Source organism: Streptomyces sp. NBC_00012 (assembly GCF_045040875.1).
Taxonomy (GTDB): Bacteria; Actinomycetota; Actinomycetes; order Streptomycetales; family Streptomycetaceae; genus Streptomyces.
Window position 1 is genome coordinate 1,320,446 of record NZ_CP108309.1, and the last position, 16,801, is coordinate 1,337,246.

12 protein-coding genes and 2 pseudogenes are annotated in these 16,801 nt (G+C 71.2%); 6 read left to right on the plus strand and 8 right to left on the minus strand.

What is annotated here, in order from left to right:
• The first annotated feature begins 37 nt into the window (after window positions 1-37).
• From OHA19_RS06240 to OHA19_RS06250, 3 genes and pseudogenes are all read left to right on the plus strand, one after another.
• Window positions 38-2,455 carry a Tex family protein gene (locus tag OHA19_RS06240; RefSeq protein ID WP_405749619.1) on the plus strand — a complete coding sequence of 806 codons (2,418 nt, stop codon included), beginning with the start codon at window positions 38-40 and terminating at the stop codon, window positions 2,453-2,455.
• Between the two features lie 235 nt (window positions 2,456-2,690).
• Window positions 2,691-2,867, plus strand: a pseudogene (locus OHA19_RS06245) (ABC transporter substrate-binding protein); the annotation flags it as partial.
• An 82-nt stretch (window positions 2,868-2,949) separates the two neighbouring features.
• A complete protein-coding gene (locus OHA19_RS06250) occupies window positions 2,950-3,384 on the plus strand; it encodes an ABC transporter substrate-binding protein (protein WP_405719004.1) in 435 nt (144 codons plus the stop codon).
• Between the two features lie 457 nt (window positions 3,385-3,841).
• On the opposite strand, the gene OHA19_RS06255 is transcribed toward OHA19_RS06250, so the two are convergent.
• The 6 genes and pseudogenes from OHA19_RS06255 to OHA19_RS06280 form a co-directional block, all read right to left on the minus strand.
• Window positions 3,842-4,078 carry a hypothetical protein gene (locus tag OHA19_RS06255; protein WP_405719001.1) on the minus strand — a complete coding sequence of 79 codons (237 nt, stop codon included), beginning with the start codon at window positions 4,076-4,078 and terminating at the stop codon, window positions 3,842-3,844.
• Window positions 4,079-4,144: 66 nt separating this feature from the next.
• A pseudogene (locus tag OHA19_RS06260) lies at window positions 4,145-4,796 on the minus strand (GntR family transcriptional regulator).
• A complete protein-coding gene (locus OHA19_RS06265) occupies window positions 4,793-5,332 on the minus strand; it encodes an amidohydrolase family protein (protein ID WP_405749621.1) in 540 nt (179 codons plus the stop codon). Before OHA19_RS06265 ends, OHA19_RS06260 begins: the two are co-directional and overlap by 4 nt.
• Before the next feature lie 163 nt (window positions 5,333-5,495).
• A complete protein-coding gene (locus OHA19_RS06270; RefSeq protein ID WP_405718996.1) occupies window positions 5,496-7,133 on the minus strand; it encodes an ABC-F family ATP-binding cassette domain-containing protein in 1,638 nt (545 codons plus the stop codon).
• A gap of 95 nt (window positions 7,134-7,228) precedes the next feature.
• A complete protein-coding gene (locus OHA19_RS06275; protein ID WP_405718993.1) occupies window positions 7,229-8,992 on the minus strand; it encodes a BCCT family transporter in 1,764 nt (587 codons plus the stop codon).
• A 131-nt stretch (window positions 8,993-9,123) separates the two neighbouring features.
• Window positions 9,124-11,127, minus strand: coding sequence for a Xaa-Pro dipeptidyl-peptidase (locus OHA19_RS06280; protein WP_405718991.1), 2,004 nt, complete (start codon window positions 11,125-11,127; stop codon window positions 9,124-9,126).
• Between the two features lie 211 nt (window positions 11,128-11,338).
• Between OHA19_RS06280 and OHA19_RS06285 the strand changes: the two genes are divergently transcribed.
• A complete protein-coding gene (locus OHA19_RS06285) occupies window positions 11,339-12,835 on the plus strand; it encodes a M1 family metallopeptidase (protein WP_405718989.1) in 1,497 nt (498 codons plus the stop codon).
• A gap of 147 nt (window positions 12,836-12,982) precedes the next feature.
• Complete coding sequence (locus OHA19_RS06290; RefSeq protein WP_405718987.1) at window positions 12,983-14,032, plus strand: LacI family DNA-binding transcriptional regulator; 1,050 nt, start codon at window positions 12,983-12,985, stop codon at window positions 14,030-14,032.
• On the opposite strand, the gene OHA19_RS06295 is transcribed toward OHA19_RS06290, so the two are convergent.
• The gene (locus OHA19_RS06295) at window positions 13,995-14,912 is read right to left on the minus strand and encodes an oxygenase MpaB family protein (protein WP_405718985.1); all 918 of its coding nucleotides are present in this window, start codon (window positions 14,910-14,912) and stop codon (window positions 13,995-13,997) included. The two genes, OHA19_RS06290 and OHA19_RS06295, sit on opposite strands and share 38 nt — an antisense overlap.
• A 293-nt stretch (window positions 14,913-15,205) precedes the next feature.
• Between OHA19_RS06295 and OHA19_RS06300 the strand changes: the two genes are divergently transcribed.
• Window positions 15,206-16,177, plus strand: coding sequence for an oxygenase MpaB family protein (locus OHA19_RS06300; RefSeq protein ID WP_405718982.1), 972 nt, complete (start codon window positions 15,206-15,208; stop codon window positions 16,175-16,177).
• Here the strand turns inward: OHA19_RS06300 and OHA19_RS06305 are convergent.
• The gene (locus tag OHA19_RS06305) at window positions 16,095-16,727 is read right to left on the minus strand and encodes a TetR/AcrR family transcriptional regulator (RefSeq protein WP_405718979.1); all 633 of its coding nucleotides are present in this window, start codon (window positions 16,725-16,727) and stop codon (window positions 16,095-16,097) included. The two genes, OHA19_RS06300 and OHA19_RS06305, sit on opposite strands and share 83 nt — an antisense overlap.
• Window positions 16,728-16,801: the final 74 nt, after the last annotated feature.

A 16,801-nucleotide genomic window follows, 5' to 3' on the forward strand; every position in this document is an offset into this window, starting at 1 on the left:
CAGTAGAGCCAGTACGAGAAGGCGAGTCGGTAGAACCGTGACGACGTCCATCGAAGGCAGGATCGCCGAGGAGCTCGGCGTACGCGAACGGCAGGTGAAGGCGGCCGTCGAGCTGCTCGACGGCGGGTCGACCGTGCCGTTCATCGCGCGCTACCGCAAGGAAGCGACCGAGATGCTCGACGACGCGCAGCTGCGCACGTTGGAGGAGCGGCTGCGGTATCTGCGGGAGCTGGAGGACCGCCGGACGGCGATCCTCGACTCGGTGCGCGAGCAGGGCAAGCTGGACGAGGCGCTGGAGGCGCAGATCCGGGCCGCCGACACCAAGGCGCGCCTCGAGGACATCTATCTGCCGTTCAAGCCCAAGCGGCGCACCAAGGCCCAGATCGCCCGCGAGGCCGGGCTCGAACCGCTGGCCGACGGCCTGCTCGGGGACCCGTCGGTGGAGCCGCTCGCCGCTGCCGCCGCCTTCGTCGATGCCGACAAGGGCGTCGCGGACGGTGCGGCGGCACTGGAGGGGGCCCGCGCCATCCTCACCGAGCGGTTCTCCGAGGACGCCGATCTGATCGGTGAGCTGCGGGAGCGCATGTGGACGCGCGGGCGGCTGGCGGCCAAGGTGCGGGACGGCAAGGAGGAGGCCGGCGCGAAGTTCGCCGACTACTTCGACTTCGCCGAGCCGTTCACCGCGCTGCCCTCGCACCGGGTGCTCGCGATGCTCCGGGGCGAGAAGGAGGACGTGCTCGACCTGGTCATGGAGCCGGAGGAGCCCTCCGAGACCCCGGGGCCGTCGACGTACGAGAACATGGTCGCCCGGCGCTTCGGCGTGGCCGACCGCGGCCGCCCCGGCGACAAGTGGCTCGGCGACACCGTGCGGTGGGCGTGGCGGACCCGGATCCTGGTGCACCTCGGCATCGATCTGCGGCTGCGGCTGCGCACCGCGGCGGAGGACGAGGCGGTACGCGTCTTCGCGTCGAACCTGCGCGATCTGCTGCTCGCCGCACCGGCCGGGACGCGGGCCACGCTGGGTCTCGACCCCGGATTCCGTACCGGAGTGAAGGTCGCCGTCGTCGACGCGACCGGCAAGGTCGTCGCGACGGAGGTCATCCACCCGCACGTCCCGGCGAACAAGTGGGACCAGTCGCTGGCCGCTCTGGAGCGGCTGGCCAAGGCCCACGACGTCGACCTGATCGCGATCGGCAACGGCACGGCCTCCCGGGAGACCGACAAGCTGGCCGGTGAACTCATCGACAAGCACCCGGAGTTGAAGCTCACCAAGGTGATGGTCTCGGAGGCCGGCGCTTCGGTGTACTCGGCGTCGGCCTTCGCCTCGCAGGAACTCCCGGACATGGACGTGTCGTTGCGCGGGGCCGTCTCCATCGCACGGCGGCTGCAGGACCCGCTCGCCGAGCTGGTGAAGATCGACCCGAAGTCGATCGGGGTCGGCCAGTACCAGCACGACCTGTCCGAGGTGAAGCTGTCGCGCTCGCTGGACGCGGTCGTCGAGGACTGTGTGAACGGTGTCGGCGTCGACGTCAACACCGCGTCCGCGCGGCTGCTTTCGCGGGTGTCGGGGATCGGCTCGGGGCTCGCCGAGAACATCGTCGCGCACCGTGACGCCAACGGCCCCTTCCGGTCCCGCAAAGCGCTCAAGGACGTGGCGCGGCTGGGCCCGAAGGCGTACGAGCAGTGCGCGGGCTTCCTGCGCATCCGGGGCGACGACCCGCTGGACGCGTCGAGCGTGCACCCGGAGGCGTATCCGGTGGTGCGGTCGATGGTGAAGCGGACCGGCGGCGATGTCGGGTCGCTGATCGGCAATACCGGTGTGCTGCGCTCGCTGCGGGCCGACGACTTCGTGGACGAGAAGTTCGGTCTGCCGACGGTCTCCGACATCCTGAAGGAGCTGGAGAAGCCGGGGCGCGACCCGCGGCCCGCGTTCAAGACAGCCACCTTCAAGGAGGGCGTCGAGAAGATCGGCGATCTGGCGTCCGGCATGGTGCTGGAGGGTGTCGTCACCAATGTCGCGGCGTTCGGCGCGTTCGTGGACATCGGGGTGCACCAGGACGGCCTGGTGCACGTGTCGGCGATGTCCCGGACGTTCGTGAAGGACCCGAGGGACGTCGTGAAGCCGGGCGACATCGTCAAGGTCAAGGTCATGGACGTCGATGTGCCGCGGAAGCGGATCTCGTTGACACTGCGGCTGGACGACGAGGCTGCGGCCGGCGCGGGCACCCAGGGCGGCGGCCAGCGGCGCGAGCGGGGTGAGCGGGGTGAGCGCGGCGGCCAGGGCGGCCGGCCGCCGAGGCAGCGCCAGGGGCAGGGCGGCCAGGAGCGTGACCGGCGCGGTGGTGGCGATGGCGGATCCGCCCGGCAGGCACCGGCGCCGGTGAACAGCGCGATGGCGGACGCGCTGCGCCGGGCCGGGCTGGCGGACCCGGACCAGGGCGGCCGGAAGCGGTAGCGGTGCCGGGGCGGGGAGGGCCGAGCCTGCGACGGCCCCCTCCCCGCCCCTCCCTCTCACGGGTCCGGTGAGTGCACCCGGACCCACGGTCGCCATCGGGCTGAAGTCCGATCCCGACATGCTGGACCCGAGCCTGACGTCCACCCTGGTCGCCCGCACCGTGTTCTCGTCCATGTGCGAACAGCTCTACGACGTCGACCAGGACAACAAGTTCGTACCGCAGCTCGCCGCCTCGATGCCGAAGATCACCGACGGCGGCAGGACCTTCACCGTCCGCAAGGACGCCGGGTTCAGCGACGGCGCCCGGCTGGACGCCGCGGCGATGAAGACCTCGCTCGACCGCCATCTGCATCTGCGCGGATCCGGGCGCGCGTCCGAGATCGACTCCGTACAGAAGGTCACGGCGATCGGTCCCTACACCGTGCGGCTCTCGCTGAGCCACCCCGACGTCCCGCTGCTGGGCCGGCCGGCCTGCCAACACCGCCGGGCTGATCATGTCCCCGAAGGCCATCAAGAAGTACGGCAGGGACTTCGCCACCCATCCGTCGTGCGTCGCCCCGTTCCGGTACGACAAGCGAGTCGTCGGCGACCGGATCAAGCTGACGAAGGACCCGCTGTACTACGACGCGGACAAGGTCCATCTCGACCGCGTCATCTACAAGACGATCACCGACGGCAACATCCGGATGGCCAACATCCGGTTCGGCGACGTCCAGATCGGCGACCAGATGGGTCCGGTCGAGGTACGCAACTCCCTGAGTGAGAAGGACCTCCAGCTCCTCAACACCCCGTCGCTCGGCTACATGGCCCTCACCCTGAACGTCGGCAACGCGAAGGGCATCGACAAGGACCCCGGCCCCGTCGACACCCCCTTCGGGCGCGATGTGCGGGTGCGGAGGCGTTCGACTTGTCGCTGGACCGCGAGCTGATCAACAAGCTGGTCTTCCAGGGCATGTACGAGCCGGCCTGCGGCCCCGTTCCTCCGGGAACTCCGCTCAGCTCCCCCCTCACCTGCCCGAAGCGGGATGTGGCCGCGGTCGAAGATGATGTCCAGGTGGCGCACCGGGTCCCGGTCCAGGGTGCAGGGGTCGATGCCGCCGACGACGGCCGCGCCCGAGGAGAGCGCCCGGTCCATCAGCTCCGGCACGCCCTTCTCCTTGAGCAGGCCGGCCTGCGGGAAGGCCATGATCTCGACCTCGCACCGGCCGGCGTGCGCCTCCTTGGCGGCGAGCACGCCCTCGAACCGCTCCAGGCCGCAGTCCGCGTCGATCTGCGCGTAGCTGCGGACCCGGGTCGTGCCGCGCTCGATCATGCGGCCCAGGGTGTACGTGGCCCGCTCGGCGACGCTCCACTCGTCCTCACGCCAGTGGGCGCGGTCGTTCATGGTCATGGCCCAGACGCCGGGGGCGCCCGTGTGCGGGCGGAAGGGCAGCCCGATGCGGGGGAGTCCAGGTGGCAGTGGACGTCGGAGAACGACGGCAGGGCGAGCCGTCCCCGTCCCGCGACGGTGCCGTCTGCCGCGGCGCGGTCCGGATCGTGCGGGGTGAGCGCCGTTATCGTGCCGTTCTCGATCTCGATGTCGCACGGCTCGCCGTCCCAGGGGCGGACATTCGTGATCAGCATGTGGTGGATCTCCTTGTCTCGGGCGCCGGTGCCCGGTTCCCCGGCCGGCGGTCGTCCGGCCGCCGGTCACTCGGCCGGGAGCACCTCGGCCAGGGCCGCCAGTGAGGGGCCTCGGCCCCTCTCGATGTGCGCGTAGGCGAGGGCATCGGCCAGGTCGGGCTTGCCCGCGTGGATCGCGGCGCAGATGTCCTGGTGCTCGGTGCCGCGGTTCGAGGCCGCCGGTGAGGGTGAACAGCCACTGCACCAGGCCGAGCGACGGTTGCAGTCCGTCCTGGAGCAGCCGGTTCCCGGTCATCGCGACGATCTCCGCGTGCAGGGCGGTGTTGGCGGCGGGGATCTCCTGCATGTCGCCGCGCCGGGTGGCGTCCTCGGCCGCTTCCATGAGTTCCCGCAGCCGTTCACCGCCGCGGCCGGCGGCGCAGGCCTCCGCCGCTCTGCGTGCGGCGAACACCTCCAGGCTCAGCCGGAGGTCGAAGAGTTCGGCCACGTCGCGGAGCGAGAGGTCGCGCACGGACGCGCCGCGTCGTGGCGAGATCAGCACAAGCCCCTCCCCCGTCAGCCGGGTGAGCGCTTCGCGGACCGGAATCCGGGACACGCCCAGGGCGTCGGAGAGTTCGCGTTCACGCAGGCGCGAGCCGGGCGGGTATTCGCCGCCGAGGCTGCGGGAGCGGATCGTCCGCTCGGCGTGCGCGACGTGGGACGTGCCGGCTCCGGTCATGGGCGGGGCTCCTCGAACGGCGGGAACGTCGGCGGGAACAGCTCCCGGGCACCGCGCCGGCGCAGGTCGCGCTCGCTGTACGCCTCGCGCATCCGGTCGAAGAGGCTCTGGGCGCGCCGGCGCAGGTTCACCAGGTCGACGCCGGGGATCCGGCCGTCGGTCATGACCGGGCGTCCCGCCACGACGGAGTGGGTGGCCTGCCGGGCGGTGCCGTTCAGCAGGAAGGTGCGGACGGGGTCGTCCTGGACACCGTCGCGGATGTCGTCCAGCCGGAACGCGACCAGGTCCGCCCGGGCGCCCGGTTCCAGCCGTCCGAGGTCGCTCCGGCCCAGCGCTCGGGCGCCGCCGAGGGTGGCCGCCTCGACGTAGCGCTCGGCGGGCGCCGCGTCCGCGCGCCCGTCGACGACCTTGGCGAGGTGGACGCCGAGGTCCATGCCCCGGATCAGGTCCGGCGGGAAGGAGTCGGTGCCCAGGCAGAGGTTGACGCCTGCCCGCCGGTACGCGTCGAAGGAGTACAGCACCTGAGCACTTGGCATACCAAATTCCACCACCGTCGAGGAGCGTGGGCGTCACGCCAGAAATGACCCGGCCGAAAGTGGTGCGGAATCGAAAGGCGCGACCCCTTTGGGATACCAGCAGAAGCGGTCGGTCGCACGGACCGCCGGGCACCGGGCCGCCGCCGACGGCCCGGTGCGGGGCTCAGAGCTCCGTCACCCTTCCCGCCGCCACCTCGACCCGCCGGGTGGTCCGTACCGCGTCCAGCATGCGCCGGTCGTGCGTGACCAGCAGCAGCGTTCCCGGGTACGAGTCGAGCGCCGACTCCAGCTGCTCGATCGCGGGCAGATCGAGGTGGTTCGTGGGCTCGTCGAGCACCAGGAGGTTGACGCCCCTGCCCTGGAGCAGGGCGAGCGCCGCCCGGGTGCGCTCCCCAGGGGAGAGCGTCGTGGCGGGGCGCATCACATGGTCGGCGCGGAGGCCGAACTTGGCGAGCAGCGTGCGCACTTCGGCCGGTTCGGTGTCGGGCACGGCGGCGCAGAACGCTTCCAGGAGCGACTCCGAGCCGTGGAAGAGTTTGCGTGCCTGGTCGACCTCTCCGACCACCACTCCCGCCCCGAGCGTGGCATGGCCGGAGTCCAGCGGGAGGCGGCCGAGCAGTGCGGCGAGCAGGGTGGACTTGCCCGCTCCGTTGGCGCCGGTGATGGCGACCCGGTCCGCCCAGTCGATCTGCAGCGACGCCGGGCCGAAGGCGAAGTCACCGCGTACGGCCCGTGCTTCGCGCAGGGTGGCCACGACCGAGCCGGAGCGGGGTGCGGAGGCGATCTCCATCCGGAGTTCCCATTCCTTGCGCGGCTCGTCGACGACATCGAGCCGTTCGATCATGCGCTGGGTCTGCCGGGCCTTCGCGGCCTGCTTCTCGCTCGACTCGCTGCGGAACTTGCGGCCGAGCTTGTCGGAGTCGGTGGCCTTGCGGCGGGCGTTCTTGACGCCCTTGTCCATCCAGGAGCGCTGCATCTGGGCGCGCCCTTCGAGGGCGGCGCGCTTGTCGGCGTACTCCTCGAACTCCTCGCGGGCGTGCCTGCGGGCGCGCTCGCGCTCCTCCAGGTAGGCCGCGTAGCCGCCGCCGTACAGATTGATCTGCTGCTGGGCGAGGTCCAGTTCGAGGACCTTGGTGACCGTACGCATCAGGAACTCGCGGTCGTGGCTGATCACCACGGTGCCCGCGCGGAGCCCCGAGACATAGCGCTCCAGCCTCTCCAGGCCGTCCAGGTCGAGGTCGTTGGTGGGCTCGTCGAGCAGGAAGACGTCGTAGCGGGAGAGCAGCAGGGAGGCCAGGCCCGCGCGGGCGGCCTGGCCGCCGGAGAGCGCGGTCATCGGCAGGTCGAGGCCGACGGTCAGCCCGAGCTCGGCGGCGACCTCCTCGGCGCGCTCGTCCAGGTCGGCGCCGCCGAGGGCCAGCCAGCGTTCCAGCGTCTCGGAGTACGCGTCGTCCGCACCCGGCGCCCCGTCGACGAGGCCCTGCGTGGCCGCGTCCATCGCGGCCTGAGCCTCGGCGACGCCGGTGCGGCGGGCCAGGAACTCCCGCACCGTCTCCCCGGCCCGCCGTTCCGGCTCCTGCGGGAGGTGGCCGACGGTGGCGGTGGGCGGGGAGAGCCGCAGCTCGCCCTCCTCCGGCCGGTCGAGCCCGGCGAGGAGCCGGAGCAGGGACGATTTTCCGGCGCCGTTGACTCCGACGAGACCGATCACGTCCCCGGGCGCGACGACGAGGTCGAGCCCGGCGAAGAGTGTGCGGTCGCCGTGTCCGGCGGCGAGGTCCTTGGCGACGAGAGTGGCAGTCATCAGGATGTCGATCCTAATCGGAGCCGGGGTCCCGCCCTGCCCGGGCCAACGCGCTCCGGCCGGCAGGGCGGGACTTCGCCGGGACGGCCCGGGCCTCAGCCGGCCGGTTCGCCCGCGCCGGAGGGGTCGGGTTCCGGTCCGTGGTCCTCGTGGAGCCCGGTGGTGATCCGGCTGCCGCCCGGACCGATCCGGATCTCGAAGTCACCGGCGTACTTCGCGTGCCCCTCGATGACCGCGGATTCGACGGCTTCCACACCGAATTCGCGCCGTACGATCAGCGGGTCCTGGCGCAGGTCCCGCATCAGCGCCACGCACATGCCGACCATGACGACCGTGAACGGCGCGGCGACCAGGATCGTCAGGTTCTGGAGTCCGGCGAGGGCGTCGCCCTCGCCGTTGCCGATGAGCAGCATGACCGCGGCCACGGCGCCGGTGACCACGCCCCAGAAGACGACGACCCACTTGGCGGGTTCGAGGATGCCCTTCTGGGAGAGCGTGCCCATCACGATGGAGGCGGCGTCGGCGCCGGAGACGAAGAAGATGCCGACCAGGATCATCACCACCAGGCTCATCACCGTGGCGATCGGGAACTGCTGGAGCACTCCGAAGAGCTGTGCCTCCTGGGTGACGGCGTCGCCCAGCTTGCCGGCCTCCTTGAGGTTGATCGCCGTACCGCCGAAGATCGCGAACCACACCAGGCTGACGGCGCTGGGCACCAGGATGACGCCGCCGATGAACTGGCGGATCGTCCGGCCGCGGCTGATCCGGGCGATGAACATGCCGACGAAGGGCGTCCAGGAGATCCACCAGGCCCAGTAGAAGACGGTCCAGTTGCCGAGCCACTCGGCGACGTCGCCCTTGCCGGTGGCTTCGGTGCGTCCGGCGAGCTGGGCCAGGTTGCCGAAATAGGCGGCGATCGAGGTGGGCAGCAGGTCGAGCACGATGATGGTGGGGCCCGCGATGAAGACGAAGACGGCGAGGACCAGGGCGAGCACCATGTTGGTGTTGGAGAGCCACTGGATGCCCTTCTCGACGCCGGAGGCCGCCGAGGCGACGAAGGCCACGGTCAGCACGGAGATGATCAGGACCAGGAGCCCGGTGCCGGTCTTCTCCTTCCAGTGCAGTTCGTGGAAGCCGCTGCCGATCTGGAGGGCGCCCAGGCCCAGTGACGCGGCGGAGCCGAAGAGGGTCGCGAAGATGGCGAGGATGTCGATCAGCCGGCCGAGACCGCCGTGGGCGTGCCGGGCTCCGATGAGCGGCTCGAAGACGGCGCTGATCGTCTGCCTCCGGCGGCGCCGGAAGGTGCTGTACGCGATGGCCAGACCGACCACGGCGTAGATCGCCCAGGGGTGGAGCGTCCAGTGGAAGAGGGTGGTGGCCATCGCCGTCTGCATCGCTTCGGCGGCATCGGCGGGATGGGTGCCGGGCGGCGGATTGGTGAAGTGCGCGAGCGGCTCGCTGACCCCGTAGAACATCAGGCCGATGCCCATGCCGGCGCTGAACATCATGGCGACCCAGGAGACGGTCCGGAATTCGGGCTCCTCCCCCTCCTGGCCGAGGACGATCTTGCCGTAGCGGCTGACGGCGAGCCAGAGGGCGAAGACCACGAAGCCGGACGCGGCGAGCATGAAGGCCCAACCGCCGTTGTGGATCAACCCGTTGAGCATGGAGCTGGAGATGTTCTCCAGCGAGTCGGTGGCGGTGGCTCCCCAGACCACGAAGGCGAGGGTGAAGGCGGCGGTGACGCCGAACACCACCCGGTCCGTCGTGGGGTGCCGGTTCTGGGCCGGGTCACCGGGGAGGTCCGCCGTCACCGGCAGGTCCCCCCGGTCACCCCTTCTCTGTTCGTCCTGCGACACGGATGGCGCCTTTCACGGAAGCAACTGTTTCGCTCTCCGTAGGCAGTACCACACGCAGTGCTCGCCTCCGAGGACCAACAAGCGGTGCGAAGGGCCCTCTCGGGAAGGACCCTTCACGGTGGGGCGGGCCGTTACGGGCGGCCGCCGCCCGGCACACGAGCGGCGGGCCGCGGCGGTGTCACACCCTGGGCGCCGTCCGCCCGGGGCGTGGCCGGCACGGCCGCGGAGCCCGCGGTGGCGCGCACGAAGGCACCGGTGCCGCCGACGAACGGCAGCTTCGCGAAGGTGCGGGCCAGGTCGAGGGTGAGGGTGGGCGTGGAGTCCGGCGGGTCGATGAGGTCCCGGTCGGTGCCGGCGACGATCAGGGCGAGACGGTGTCCGGCCTGGACGACGTGGTCGGTGGCCGCCAGGTCGATGGTGAGGGTGACGGCCCTGCCGGGGGTGAGGGGGCGGCCCTTCCGTGCGTCGGCGTACGTACCGAGGTCGGCCCAGCCTCGGCTGACCACGGTCCGGTCGACGGTGGTGGTGTCGGCCTCGGTCTCCTTGTAGCAGGAGCTGTCCCCCGCGGTGCTCGCGCCCCAGCAGTCGCGGTCGGCGAGCGTGGTGATGCCCTCGCCGGAGGAGCCGTAGTCGCGGATGGTGTCGGGGCCGAGGTCCACGAGGACCGCGGAGAGATGGGCGGTCGACGTGGTCGGGGTGGCGGTGACGGTCACCGTGGAGGAGCCGGAGAGCCTCAGACCGTCGGTGAGCGGCGCGGTGCGGAACCCGGCCTTGGCGCTCGTGGTCCGGTCCAGGCCGGCGGCCCACTCCGTCTCGCCCTGTGCCGGATCGTCGGTGAACGTCTCGGTGGCGCCGGGGCGGGCGGGCTTCAGGGTCAGGGTGCCGACGCCCGGCGCGTCCCCGGTACCCGGGCGGACGGTGGTGGCGCGGGTGGTGCGGGGCGGCCAGACCCGGTCGGTGGACCACTGGTCGGGGCGGCGTTCGATGTCGGCCATCGGCTCGCGGTCGATGCCGTTGTCGTAGCCGAGGAGGTAGTGGTCGAACCAGCGGTGCAGCGTGTCGACCCATTCGGCGCGCCGGAAGTCGAACGGGTCGACGTGTCCGGTCTGGGAGAGCCAGATCTTGCGCTCCACGCCCCGGTCCGCGAGCGCGTCCCACCACTGGCCGAGGTGCTTGGTGCGGACGTTGAGGTCCTGCATGCCGTGCACGGCGAAGACGCTGGCGCGCACCTTGCGGGCGTCCTTCACGTAGTCGCGCCCGGTCCACAGCCCGGTCCAGTCACCGCTGCGCGGCGCGCCGTCGACGAGCCGCTGCTGGACGGCGGCGCAGCGGCCGCGCGCCTCGGGGCTCTCCACGTAACCGGAGAGCCAGTCGGGTCCGCTGCCGTAGAGCGGTGCGCCCTGGGCGAAGTAGTAGTCGTACCAGGAGGAGATGGCGCCGATCGGCACGATGGTCCGCAGCCCTTCGACACCGGTCGCCGCGACACCGTTGGCGACGGTCCCGTCGTAGCTCTTGCCGATCATCCCGGTGCGGCCGTTCGACCAGCCGGCCGTGGCGCGGGCGGAGCCGGTGCGGGTGGTGTAGGCGCGGGCGCGGCCGTTCAGCCAGTCGATGACGGCCTTGGCGGACTGCACGTCCGAGCGGCCGCCGACGTCGACACAGCCGTCGGAGCGGTTGGTTCCGGCCAGATCGACGGCGACGAAGGCGTAGCCGCGCGGCACGAAGTAGTTGTCGTAGTGGAGCGGGAACTGCACGGGGCGGCCGTCGGCGTCGTACGTCTTGAGCTGAGACTCGTTGCCGCGCCCGCAGCAGGAGTAGTACGGGCTGGCGTCCATGATCACGGGGATCTTCCGGCCCTGCCGGGCGGGCTCGCGCGGCCGGACGATGTCGGCGGCGACCCGGTCGCTCCGCCCGTCCCCGTCGCCGTCCAGCCCGGTGTCGACCCAGACCGATTCACGGGCGGCGTCCCCGTACGAGTAGACGGGCCTGCTCTCCGGCGGCCGGGCGTCCGCCGGGCCCGCACCCTGGGCACCTGTCGGTGGGACCAGGACTGCCATCAGGGCGGCGACCGCCGCCACCACCAATGATCTGTACCTCGAACGGGGGCCTGGGCGGCCCAGCACACGAATCGGCATGGGCGGAAGGTACCCCGGTCAACTGCCGTGCGACAGAGGGCGATCAACGACAGGAATGGCATGATCACGGCATATTTGCGACAGTCCGGAGCAGCGGCCGAATGGCGATCGTGTGACAGCTGCGGCCATGGACACCACTGTTGCGGCAGTCCCTGAATAGTGTCGGCATGACGGTTCGAAAGATCTTTCGCCCGACGACTTGGAGCATTCCGTGCACCGCAGATTCATCGTCCCCAGCGCCATCGCGGCCTCCCTGCTGCTGGCGATCCCGGCCTCGGCCGCCGAAGGCACCGTGGGCGCCCCGGGCATCGGCGACGCCTACTACCCGGCCAGTGGCAACGGCGGCTACGACGTGTCCCATTACGACCTGCGCCTGAAGTACCAGCCCTCGACCGATCTGCTGGAGGGCACGGCGACGATCCTCGCCACGACCACCCAGGAACTATCCCGGTTCAACCTGGACTTCGGGCTCGACGTCTCCGAGGTGCGGGTGAACGGCAAGAAGGCCGGCCATGTGAAGAACGGCGAACAGGAGCTGGAGATCACCCCGGCCGCCCCGCTGGCGAAGGGCAGGGCCGTCTCGGTGGTCGTGCGTTACGCCGGGAAGCCCTCCGAGGTGAAGATCAACGGCTGGACGTCCTGGGTCCGCACCCCGGACGGCGCGGTGGCCGCCCAGGAACCGGAATCGGCCGCGTGGTGGTTCCCCAGCAACGACCACCCGCTGGACAAGGCGACGTACGACATCTCCGTCGCCGTCCCGGACGGCACCCAGGCGATCAGTAACGGCACGCTCCAGTCGCAGAGTTCGAGGCTCGGCTGGACCCGCTTCAACTGGCGTTCCGGCAAGCCGCAGGCGACGTATCTGACGACGCTGGCGGTCGGGAAATTCGACATCACCACGGACACCACCTCCGACGGGCTGCCGGTCGTCAACGCGTACAGCAAGGACCTCGGCGCCAACGCCGGTGCGGCCCGCGCCAGCATCGAGCGGAGCGCCGAGGTCGCCGAGTGGTTGACCGAGGTCTTCGGGCCGTACCCCTTCGAAGCGCTCGGCGGCTACTCCCCCAATGTGACGAGCGGATTCGCCCTGGAGACCCAGACCAGGCCGTTCTACAGCCCGAAGCAGTTCGCCAACGGCGCCAATGTCTCGGTCGTCGTCCATGAGCTGGCGCACCAGTGGTACGGCGACAGCGTGTCCCTCAAGGGCTGGAAGGACATCTGGATCAACGAGGGCTTCGCCCGCTACAGCCAGTGGCTGTGGTCGGAGAAGGAGGGCGAGGGAACCGCGCAGGAGCTGGCCGACTACACCTACTCCCTGCACCCGGCCGACGACCCCTTCTGGAAGGTGAAGCCCGGCGACCCGGGCCCGGACAACCAGTTCGACGCGGCCGTCTACGACCGGGGCGCGATGGCCCTCCAGGCACTGCGCGACGAGCTGGGCGACGAGACGTTCTTCGCGCTGCTGAAGGGCTGGCCCGCCGAGCACGCGTACGGCAACGCGAGCGTGAGCGACTTCGTCGCCTATGCGGAGCGGGTCTCGGGCAAGCCGCTCGCCGCCCTCTTCGATGCCTGGCTGTTCCAGCCGACGCGGCCCGGGGCGCCGGCTGCGGCCGGGACACACGCCCTGCACGCCTCCGGGCAGCCGGCGGCCCGGCCCGCCTCCTGGAAGAAGATCGCGGCGACCGACTCCGTGCACGAACACCGCTGACCGGTCCGGGCGCCGCCACCCTTTCCCCTGGTCGGGGCGGCGGTGCCCGGCGGCGGGCCGACGGCGGCGGTTAGGCTGATGGCGTCGGTGCTGTCCGGCCGGCCCCGGCCGTTTCCGGCCCGATCCCGCGTGTACGAGGAGCGTCCCTTGCCCGGTCCGTCCCACGATGCCGATTCTGACGCCCGCCCCACCCTGGAAGCCGTGGCAGCCCGCGCCGGGGTCTCCCGGGCGACGGTCTCCCGGGTGGTGAACGGCGGAGCCGGGGTGCGCAGACCGCTGGCGGACCGGGTACGCAAGGCGGTCGAGGAGCTCGGCTACGTACCGAACCACGCGGCCCGGACCCTGGTCACCCGGCGCAACGGCGCGGTCGCCGTGATCATCGACGAGCCGGAGTTCCGGATCTTCTCCGACCCCTTCTTCTCCCAGCAGATCCGCGGCATAAGCCGCGAACTGACCCTGCACGACTCCCAGTTGGTCCTGCTCCTGGTGGAGGGAAGCGGCGACTTCGACCGGGTCGCCCGCTATCTGGCCGGTGGTCATGTGGACGGCGTACTGGCGTTCTCGCTGCACACCGACGACGAACTCCCCGCGATCATCCGCAGGTTCCGGGTGCCCACGGTCTACGGCGGCCGTCCGGGGCGGCCCGGCGCCGCGTCCGAACTGGCCGTCCCATACGTCGACTGCGACAACCGCGGCGGCGCGGCCGCAGCCGTACGCCATCTCGTCGGACTCGGGCGGCGGCGGATCGCGCACATCGCCGGGCCGCGCGACCAGACCTCGACCCTGGACCGGGTCGACGGCTACCGCGACGTGCTGCCCGACGCCGATCCGGCCCTGCTGGTGGACGGCGACTTCACCGTCGAGGGCGGTGCGCGGGCGATGGCGGAGCTGCTCGACCGCCACCCCGGCCCGGACGCGGTCTTCGCCGCCAACGACCTGATGGCCTCGGGCGCTCTGCGAGTGCTGCGCGAACGCGGTCTCAGGGTGCCGGAGGAGGTGGCCCTGGTCGGCTTCGACGACATGGCTTCGATAGCCGAGGCCACCGACCCGCCGCTGACGACGGTCCGTCAGGATGTGGAGGGCATGGGCCGGTTGATGGTGCGGATGCTGATGAGCCGGCTCGACGGCGAGGCCGGGGACGGCGAGCAGGAGCCGGTGATCACGCCGACCGAGCTGGTGCGCCGGGCTTCCGCCTGAGCCCTCCCCCGCTCCGGAGGCTCTCGCGGTGGGCCGCCCGTGCCCGGCATGCGTACGGGAGATAGCGCAGCCGCTCGGGAAGCACGGGCACCACCCGCCGCACCACCCCGCTGAAACGCCGCAGTCTGCGTTCCTGCTGGTCCGTCCACTCCAGCCCGATGGCCTCCCGCGCGTCCGGCGGCATCAGCCCGATGGTGATGAAGCGCCGGAACCGGGCCAGCGGCGGGAACAGCACCGGCCACAGCACCCTCAGCAGCAGCCTGAGCGGCAGCGGCCCGCGGTCCGGCGGCGGCACGGGGCGGTCGGTGGCGACCAGGTCCTCGACGACCGCGGTCGACTCGATCTCCTCGGCGAGCACCTTCCGGTAGTACGGCCAGAACTCCTCGATCGTCTGCGGCATGTCCCGGTCGTGGATACCGAGGATCCTGCCGACCTGGAGCCACTCCCGGTACAGGACGCGTTCCTGTGCCGCGGTGAGCGGCCGGACGAGATAGCGCGCGGCGTGCTGGTAGACCGGGAAGCCCGTGGCGTGCACCCACGCGTAGTTCTGCGGTGACAGCGCGTGGTAGCGGCGCCCCCGGGTGTCGGTGCCCTGGATGGTGCGGTGCAGTGCGCGCAGCCTGCGCCCCTCCTCGGCCGCCGCCTCACCCCCGTACACCCAGAGCTGGAGCGAGCGCAGCGATCTCTCGCCACGCCCCCAGGGGTCGGTGCGGAAGACGGAGTGCTCGTCGACCCCGGCGCCGACCGCCGGATGGGCCACCTGGAGGGCGAGCGCGGCGGGCAGCATCAGCAGGGCCCGAATATCGCCGGAGAGACTCCAGAGCACACCGCCGGGCTGGGGTGGTGCGGGGTCCGCGCCCCTGGCCGGTTCGCTGCTCATACGGTGCTCCCGACGGTCGGCGGGCACACGGTTCGGCGCCCGGTCCCTGCGTGATCCAGTATGCGAGCGCTTCGGAAGTCATGCGCACCGGCCCCCGCCGCACACTGCCGCATGCCCGGCCGGCCGCGGTGTTGACGGGACTCGTGAAACAAGTCGATAGTATTTGTAACTTTGACTCCCGGTCCGGACGATCCGTCATATCCCGTGTGGATCAGCCGAGTTGGCCCGTCACGCAACGCCAGACCGCGAGAGCGGCCCCACAGGGAGTCGGCACACGGACAGGAGGGCGCACCATGGGCCGATACAGCCGCCTGCACGAGATTCGCCGGATGGATCCGGCGCGCGACTACGCCGAGATCCTTCGGCTGATCTCCCAGTTCGAGTTCCCCTGGGACTACCGGCAGGGGGTGAGCGTCGCCTTCCTCCGGGACTACGGCGTTCCCCGCATCTCCTTGCTCCTGGACCGGACCCAGGAGTTCGAACGGGCCGGGCAGAAGCGGTTCGACGACACGGTGCTGATCGGGTACGAGATGGCCGCCGACGGCTTCGACTCGGAGCGCGGGCGGGCGGCCGCGCGTCATCTCAACCGGATCCACGGCAAGTACAGGATCCCGAACGACGACTTCCGCTATGTCCTCGCGACCACGGTCGTGGGACCGAAGCGCTGGATCGACCGGTTCGGCTGGCGTCCCCTGTGCGCCCAGGAGGTCCAGGCCCTGGTGGAGGCCGGCCGGAAGACGGCAGCGATGATGGGCATCGAGGGGGTGCCCGACACATACGAGGGGTTCGAGCGGCTTCTCGACTCCTACGAGGAGCGGATGTTCGCGTACGACCCGGCGAACCGGCGGGTCGCGAACGCCACGTTCCGTGTGATCGCGAGCTGGTACCCGCGTCCGCTGCGGCCGCTGGTGGCCAGATTCGCGCTCGGGGTGCTGGACGAGCCGCTGCTGGCGGCGCTGGGCTTCCGGCCGCAGCCGCGGTGGGTGCGGGCCTCCGCGTCGGCGGCCCTGCGCCTGCGCGCGCGTTGTGTCCGCGCACTGCCGGCCCGGCCGCGCAGGTTACCCTCGCGCCCGCAGCCCCGTTCGTACCCCTTCGGCTGGCGGCTCGACGACCTCGGACCGCACTGGGCCCGCAGCCGCCCCGTGGAGCCCCTGCCCGACGAGACGGACGGCCGCGCCGGTGCTACCCGGCAGCGAGCAGCGGCACCAGATAGCGGCGGGCGAACTCCCGCACCTGGGTGTCGTCGTCCAGCTCGAAACAGCTGACGGGATTGAGAAGGAAGGAGACGGTGATCCGCACCATCAGTTCGGCGACCGGGGTCGGATCGCTCGCCGGCCGGCCCTCCGCGCGCCGGGCGTCCCGCAGCCGGTCGGCCAGGTACTCGCGGATGGCGAGGAAGGCCGGTCCGCTCTCCAGGGTCAGGAACGGCAGCATCGTCTCGGGCTCCAGTCTCAGCAGACCGCCGATGAGCGGATGCTCGCGGATGTGCCGGAGAACCGCGACGAAGCCCTCGACGAGCCGGTCCTCCTTCGTCGGGAGCGCGGCCACGGCGTCGTCCACCTCCATGACGAAGCGGCGGTACTCGCGCAGCAGACAGGCGGAGACGAGGCCGTCCTTGTTGCCGATCCGCCGGTACACGGTCACCCGCGAGACCCTGGCTCGCTTGGCGACGTCGTCGACGGTGGAACGGCGCAGCCCGAAGGTCGTGAACTGCTCGCGCGCGGCGTCCAGGATCTGCTCGCTCAGCGCGTCGGAGGGCGGCGTCGTGCGCAGCGCCAGGGCCAGCCGTGTCTCGTCGGTGCTCCGTGCCGTCATGGGCCCTCTCCCGTTCCGCCGCTTCCACCCCCACCCTAGAACGGAGTGACTCACCCCGTATCGACGTATCAGCG

What these genes read in the sequence shown, in the direction of transcription:
- OHA19_RS06305 (WP_405718979.1), bottom strand. Translation starts at nt 16,727, where the DNA reads ATGACGGCACGGAGCACCGACGAGACACGGCTGGCCCTGGCGCTGCGC.
- OHA19_RS06280 (WP_405718991.1), bottom strand. Translation starts at nt 11,127, where the DNA reads ATGCCGATTCGTGTGCTGGGCCGCCCAGGCCCCCGTTCGAGGTACAGA.
- OHA19_RS06270 (WP_405718996.1), bottom strand. Translation starts at nt 7,133, where the DNA reads ATGACTGCCACTCTCGTCGCCAAGGACCTCGCCGCCGGACACGGCGAC.
- OHA19_RS06255 (WP_405719001.1), bottom strand. Translation starts at nt 4,078, where the DNA reads ATGCTGATCACGAATGTCCGCCCCTGGGACGGCGAGCCGTGCGACATC.
- OHA19_RS06250 (WP_405719004.1), top strand. Translation starts at nt 2,950, where the DNA reads ATGTCCCCGAAGGCCATCAAGAAGTACGGCAGGGACTTCGCCACCCAT.
- OHA19_RS06295 (WP_405718985.1), bottom strand. Translation starts at nt 14,912, where the DNA reads ATGAGCAGCGAACCGGCCAGGGGCGCGGACCCCGCACCACCCCAGCCC.
- OHA19_RS06265 (WP_405749621.1), bottom strand. Translation starts at nt 5,332, where the DNA reads ATGCCAAGTGCTCAGGTGCTGTACTCCTTCGACGCGTACCGGCGGGCA.
- OHA19_RS06300 (WP_405718982.1), top strand. Translation starts at nt 15,206, where the DNA reads ATGGGCCGATACAGCCGCCTGCACGAGATTCGCCGGATGGATCCGGCG.